General features: G+C 59.5%; 6 protein-coding genes. 4 read left to right on the top strand and 2 right to left on the bottom strand.

The genetic code is table 11. The annotated features are described in order from the left end of the window. Nucleotides 1-247 precede the first annotated feature (247 nt). The gene (locus I5I_RS16820; RefSeq protein WP_148285508.1) at nucleotides 248-652 is read right to left on the bottom strand and encodes a hypothetical protein; all 405 of its coding nucleotides are present in this window, start codon (nucleotides 650-652) and stop codon (nucleotides 248-250) included. A gap of 399 nt (nucleotides 653-1,051) precedes the next feature. Here I5I_RS16820 and I5I_RS16345 point away from each other — a divergent pair, with 399 nt between their 5' ends. The 3 genes from I5I_RS16345 (at nucleotide 1,052) to I5I_RS07190 (ending at nucleotide 3,306) form a co-directional block, all read left to right on the top strand. Continuing rightward, complete coding sequence (locus I5I_RS16345) at nucleotides 1,052-1,564, top strand: transposase (RefSeq protein ID WP_083867967.1); 513 nt, start codon at nucleotides 1,052-1,054, stop codon at nucleotides 1,562-1,564. After that, nucleotides 1,561-1,989 carry a hypothetical protein gene (locus tag I5I_RS07195; protein WP_036318140.1) on the top strand — a complete coding sequence of 143 codons (429 nt, stop codon included), beginning with the start codon at nucleotides 1,561-1,563 and terminating at the stop codon, nucleotides 1,987-1,989. The genes I5I_RS16345 and I5I_RS07195 overlap by 4 nt, the downstream gene beginning before the upstream one ends. A 696-nt stretch (nucleotides 1,990-2,685) precedes the next feature. Beyond that, nucleotides 2,686-3,306 carry a recombinase family protein gene (locus I5I_RS07190; protein ID WP_051039529.1) on the top strand — a complete coding sequence of 207 codons (621 nt, stop codon included), beginning with the start codon at nucleotides 2,686-2,688 and terminating at the stop codon, nucleotides 3,304-3,306. A 638-nt stretch (nucleotides 3,307-3,944) separates the two neighbouring features. Here I5I_RS07190 and I5I_RS16815 read toward each other — a convergent pair. Next, a complete protein-coding gene (locus I5I_RS16815; protein ID WP_148285507.1) occupies nucleotides 3,945-4,376 on the bottom strand; it encodes a hypothetical protein in 432 nt (143 codons plus the stop codon). 163 nt (nucleotides 4,377-4,539) lie between these two features. On the opposite strand from I5I_RS16815, the gene I5I_RS07180 reads away from it, so the two are divergent. After that, nucleotides 4,540-5,400 carry an AbiJ-NTD4 domain-containing protein gene (locus I5I_RS07180; protein ID WP_036318138.1) on the top strand — a complete coding sequence of 287 codons (861 nt, stop codon included), beginning with the start codon at nucleotides 4,540-4,542 and terminating at the stop codon, nucleotides 5,398-5,400. Nucleotides 5,401-5,529: the final 129 nt, after the last annotated feature.

Raw genomic sequence — 5,529 nt, 5'->3', positions numbered from 1 at the left:
GAGCTCGGTCCCGGGGATCCTCTAGAGTCCGACCAAGTACGAATCACCCTTAAGACATATGACCCGCGTGCCTGCCGCTATACGCCCCACCAGTTTGCGCGATAAGTAGTGGTAGTGGATGTCGGACCGCACCTCCACGGTGTGATGCTCAGTCGGGTTGCGTCGGTTCTCTCATCGTCCGCGCCCGGCTGAGCATCACGTCGCCCGACAGCGACGGCACACAGACGATGAGACCCGCATGCCCCGCTCAGAGACCGCACAACGCCCCCTGAGGCCCGTACACATTCCTCGTGACCCCGTGGAGCCGCAGGGTTGCCCTCATCGGCGCACAGGGCAGTCTTGACGACCACAGTCCTAGTGTGCGGGCCGCTGCGGTGACGTTTAGATGTGCGGTCGCCAGGTGATCCGCCAGAGTATATTTCTTGCTCTTCCTCCCCGCCTCACGTGCCCTCTGCTGGATGCTCCGGTACACTTCCGGATTCCAGATTTCGAGGGCGTACTCCGCTGCGAGGCGGATGCTACGTTCAGGATCGGAAACACCCTTGCTGTCGGCGTTGCCCATGGCGACGGAGTACGGATCGGTTAAGGGGATATCATTCTCGGCACAGATTGCATCGACCTCATTGAGAAGAAATTCTTCACGTCCCACCATCTACGCAATGCGGCGAGAGTACGTCGACCTAGAGCTAGACCTTGAGACGGGACAGGTTAATGAGGACATTGCCAGCGCAGCCGAGCCAGTTCAAGTTCGGAATCCAGCTAGAGGAAAAACTAGAACTTCCCATCCTGTCGAACTGGAGGATACCGACACGGGACCAGGCCAGGGATCGAATTATCGCGCTAATAGCGTTGCAGGAGATCGAGAAGCGCGCATTAACACCGTAGAACTGCCGTACTAGAAACTCTTTGCAAAAAGTTCCGAAAAAGCACGCATTTCGGGAGACGTGTGGTCGATAGTAGTTACTAAGGCAGGGAGACTGGCGGGCCGTGACCGGCACGTTACTCCTCAAAGTTTCCAGTCTCCCTGCCCCTAAATTCCAAGGAAACTACTATGGGACGACCGTCAAGCATCGGCACTCATCCGCAACGCGAGGCCATCGAACAGGCTATTGCTGCCGGCGTGCGCGGATCGGATATCGCCCGTCGATATGGCGTGAGCGAAAGCGCAATCTCAAGATGGTCAGTCGCCCGAAAGGACGCTATATCGCGAGTTGCAGGCCTGGATTCCATCGATCCGGCCTCAGTCATCGCCCGACTCCTGGACCTTGCAGACGATGCACGTCATGCCCGAAAGCTCGCAGCCATCTCTGGTACCCCCGCGACGAGGGCACGAGCGCAATCAGCCGAACTTAGTGTGCTGACGACCCTCATCGAGCGCACCGGCATCGACGAAACGGCTTCAGCGAGCCTCTACAGGGGCGCAACCGATCTGGTGACCGTCATCCAGCGAATCGCGCTCAACTCCGCGGAGGATGCTGAGCACGTGCTCACACTCCTCCGGGAACACGAATCACTCTCGGACCTGGCAGACGCACTGGCCGCGAACATTAAGGAGCAAGCATGACCAAGACAGACCTTCAGCCAGGTGACCTGATTCACTTCCTGTCGGCCATGAGCGTGGCGGTATCGCCCGACTACGGTGTGCCGGTGCAACGAGGCGCGACAGTCGAGGTGACGAAAGAAATCATCGAAGCGAGCCTCGACCGTAACGGCAACAGTTGGCTTGACCTTGTGGATGACGAGGGCGCGCAGGTAGCCCGTTATGGACAGGTGACGTTTCGGCGTGGCCAGTGCCCTGAGGACGTTCTCTGGTGGAATGCACCCGGCGACGATGCCTCTCGCGGTCTGGCACACGTCAAAGCGGTCGAAGCCGCGCGCGAGATTTCGGACCCCATCGAACGCCGGCTCGCAGTCGCTAAGGCCGATGAGACCTTCGGCCCTCGGATGACCTCACGCAGTCTCGGATACCTACCTGGTGACAAGGTATGAGCGACATCGAGCGCCCAACCCTGGATGAACTCATCTCCGGCATCATCGCTCTTGCAGCGGTGTGGCCCCTCACGACGGATCAGCACGAACGAAATGCCATCGCCACCGCAAGAGCAGTCCTCTCCCGATGGGTGGCTGCGCGTCGTGCTCACTGATCCCTTCTTTGCATCCCACTACCGGCACCACGCTCGCACCCTCTCCGCAGACTTGGCGAAGGTTCTCGAACTGCCCCTCAGCGAGTCAGATCGAGAGGCAGTCCGAAGAGTTGTGTTGTGGGCGAATTTGCTAGAGGTGAGCCTAGATGCCGTCGCAAAGTGACATCCCCGGCCTCACCGCCCGCATCCTTCGATTCTTCAGAGAACTCGAACCCGTCATCAGAGAACCCGCGCTCACGGATGCGGAGGATCAACAGGCAATCAAACGAGTGCGCGTACTCGTGGCAGAGCTTGGCCTCGTCGCTCGCGGATTCCTCTCCTCCTAACCTTCCGCTGGGCTTATGCCTTGCTCCAGCGGGACCGCCCTCGCTCTGTCGCCTCCACGTCGCGCGAGCGGGGGCACTCTCTTGCCGTCTCAAATCCATGATTTTGAGACACCGCTTCACCGGTACCGTTTCCGACCGGCGAGCATACGAAATCTTGTCTCAGAAATCGTCTCTGCGACTTGTCTCAAATCTTCCGTACGGTTTACAGTTGAGACATGACCACTTCGAAGAGCTTCGGCTACGCCCGAGTCAGCACGTCGGCACAGACCAATGACCGGCAGATGGATGCACTCACGGGCGCAGGGATCGACGCTGCTGACATCTTCAGCGACAAGATCAGCGGAGCGCGCCAGTCTCGCCCCGGCCTTGACGATCTTCTCTCCCGAGTGCGCCCCGGCGACTCGATCACCGTGGCCTCCATGGATCGATTGGGACGCACAGCGTTGCACGTGCTGAGCACCATTGCCGATCTTGAAGAGCGCGGCATCGAAGTACACAGCCTGAAGAAGGGCGAAGACTTTAGCGGCGCAACAGGCAAGCTCATGCGCGCGATCATGACGCATATGGCGGAGTGGGAGCGAGCGATGAACGCCGAACGTGTGGCAGAGGCCAGGGCGGCGCGAGCGGCACGCGCAAAGGACGGTGAGCAGGTCGCAGGACGCCCAAGAACGGCCACGACAGAGGCGAACGTGCGCGAGGTGCTCAAGTACCGAGAGAAGGGCAACTCGATGCGGGAGATTGCGAAGCTCACCGGATTGTCATCCGCCAGCGTGCATCGAATCATCGCGGCCAACTTCATCGGGGTCGCACCCTACGATCCCACCTTGCACGGGTAACGATGATCTTCTCGCCGGTGTGGTCGGCGCGGCTCTCCACGACGAGCTAGGTGCGAAAATCTATCTGCGGCGTGATGTCCTCGGGCACGTCGTGGGAGAGCTGAGCATCTATCGCGCACCGTATCGCGCCGAGTATTGCGCCCGTTATTGCACGTCGTATTGCAGACGGCACGTCAGATTTGACGTAGCATGGTCTGTAAAGGCGGTCTAGACCGCCTCGCTCCACGGGACCGCCGCCCAGCGCCAACTGAACGACGGCCCCGGCCGAGGAGCCAGTCAGTCTCCTTTGACTGACGGAAGAGAAGCCCCCGCGTTCAGGTTCGTTAGGCCTCGGGGGTTTTTCTCTGCCCTCGTAGTCTACCGCCGGGTACGACGTAGTTGACGATCGGCCGCATTACTGCAGACTTGCGCACTCTTCACGACGACAACTGCAACCGCGATTCTTGTGCTATGTGGTCTTCCAGTTGCGCGCAATGGCAAGGGGGCTTCCCGCGTAGGGCGTTGTTACAATCTGGTAACGGACCTCGCGAGGTTGTGGAGAGCCCCGTGGTTGCACTCGACTCAGAGCTTGCGGATGAAGAACGCAAAGTTCGGTAAGCCGACGTCCGCGATCCCCGCACCCAGGGGTGAGCCCCGCCCTAACGACGCACCCAAACTTGCTCCACACCGTCTGGATCAAGGTAGACGTAGGAAATGGCCCCGGCGTCACGCAAAGCTAGGCGAATGTGGTGAGCCAGAGATCGCGGATCGTCCGCACTAAGAAAATCGGAGTCGCCCTCATCGGGCAGGCTCGCATACTCCGCTCGCACCGCCGCCACGAGTTCGTCGACGCCGACAGTCGAGGACCAATATGCCCGGTAAAGGCCACCGCTAGCGTCAGGCGCCTGCCCCACCGTGATGACGTCCGCTTCGACCAAGAGGTCGAGCGCGAGAGCCAGAAGCCCTACGGGCTCTTCAGGCTCGATGGTTGCTGCTCCGACAAGCGCGGGTTCGAGGATCCCCGAAGGCGGGACGAGGCCGGCCGTATTAACCAAGTCTCGGACTAAAAGTTCAAGCGACGCGTTCGACATCTGGCCAGGATAGCCAGAGGGATGGTGTTCGGCTCCAGGGCTACTCATGGCGAGTCCTCGGGCGCAACGTAAGTTTTGGAGGCCAGACCAGCAGTTGGACGATGGAGTCAAGGAATCAGCGCAGCGAGTGCGCGGATGAAACCGTCGCGTATACGGTCATCACATGGCATCTTTTGCTGAGCGCATGGGTCACCGTCAGGCCAGATCGGTCGTACAGTCCCAGAGCCTTGACACGGACACGCGCGTGGAGCTTTGGAACGTACTCGTCGTCATCCGAAGCATGCTCGATAACGCGGATCGCGAAACTTTCGTCCCTGATGAGACGCAGCGCCGTCTCATCGATGCCGTTTGGACGTGGGAATTCAAGAACCCACGAGACGAGATGAAGAGCTTCGGCCAAGTGTGGCAAGCCATGAAGGCGCACGTGCTTCAAGGCGAGTGGTACGACGTCCTAGACCTGCTCGAAGCCATCGTGAAGTACCTGCACAAGTTTGAGACGCATTTGACGGGCGGCCATTGGGAAGCCGTTGCAGAGGCACTCAACGATAGATTTGAGACGTACATTGTTGGCTACCGTTTCATCGGAAGAGAGCTGACCCCCGTCGACTCGACTATCGAGGCCGACGCGGTTGCCACGGCCCAGTCGGCTGTCTCCAACATCGCGGGCGCTCGCCACGCTCTTGACCGAGCGATCGAACGTCTCGCGGATCGGCAAAATCCTGATTACCCGAACTCGATTAAGGAGTCCATTTCTAGCGTGGAAGCCGTCGTCAGGAAGGTGACAGGCGAGTCCACCCTTGGAGCGGGTCTGTCGCAGCTAGAAGCCGCCGGGCTAACTATCCACCCAGCGTTGAAGGCGGCATGGTCGAAGATGTACGGTTACGCGTCCGATAGCGACGGAATCAGACACGGCGGGATCGATGCCGCTGATGCAGACCAAGCCTTGGCGAAGTACATGTTGGTAGCCTGCTCCGCCTTCGTTTCATATCTAATCGAGGAGAGCCGTAAGTCGCACCTCATCTAGGTGTGTGCAAAGTTGGTGAATTTTCCGAATCATCGCGATAGCTCCTCATCTCGATGGATGATCACTCTCACCTTGGCCCGACCTTAAAAGATGATCTATGGACTCTAGAGGATCCCCGGGACCGAGCTC

Source organism: Microbacterium sp. B24 (assembly GCF_000333415.1).
Taxonomy (GTDB): domain Bacteria; phylum Actinomycetota; class Actinomycetes; order Actinomycetales; family Microbacteriaceae; genus Microbacterium.
This window is presented reverse-complemented; position numbering and strand designations above follow the sequence as displayed.

Coding starts and splice junctions, on each gene's coding strand:
- I5I_RS16345 (WP_083867967.1), top strand. CDS start 1,052: ATGGGACGACCGTCAAGCATCGGCACTCATCCGCAACGCGAGGCCATC.
- I5I_RS07180 (WP_036318138.1), top strand. CDS start 4,540: ATGGCATCTTTTGCTGAGCGCATGGGTCACCGTCAGGCCAGATCGGTC.
- I5I_RS07195 (WP_036318140.1), top strand. CDS start 1,561: ATGACCAAGACAGACCTTCAGCCAGGTGACCTGATTCACTTCCTGTCG.
- I5I_RS16815 (WP_148285507.1), bottom strand. CDS start 4,376: ATGTCGAACGCGTCGCTTGAACTTTTAGTCCGAGACTTGGTTAATACG.
- I5I_RS16820 (WP_148285508.1), bottom strand. CDS start 652: ATGGTGGGACGTGAAGAATTTCTTCTCAATGAGGTCGATGCAATCTGT.
- I5I_RS07190 (WP_051039529.1), top strand. CDS start 2,686: ATGACCACTTCGAAGAGCTTCGGCTACGCCCGAGTCAGCACGTCGGCA.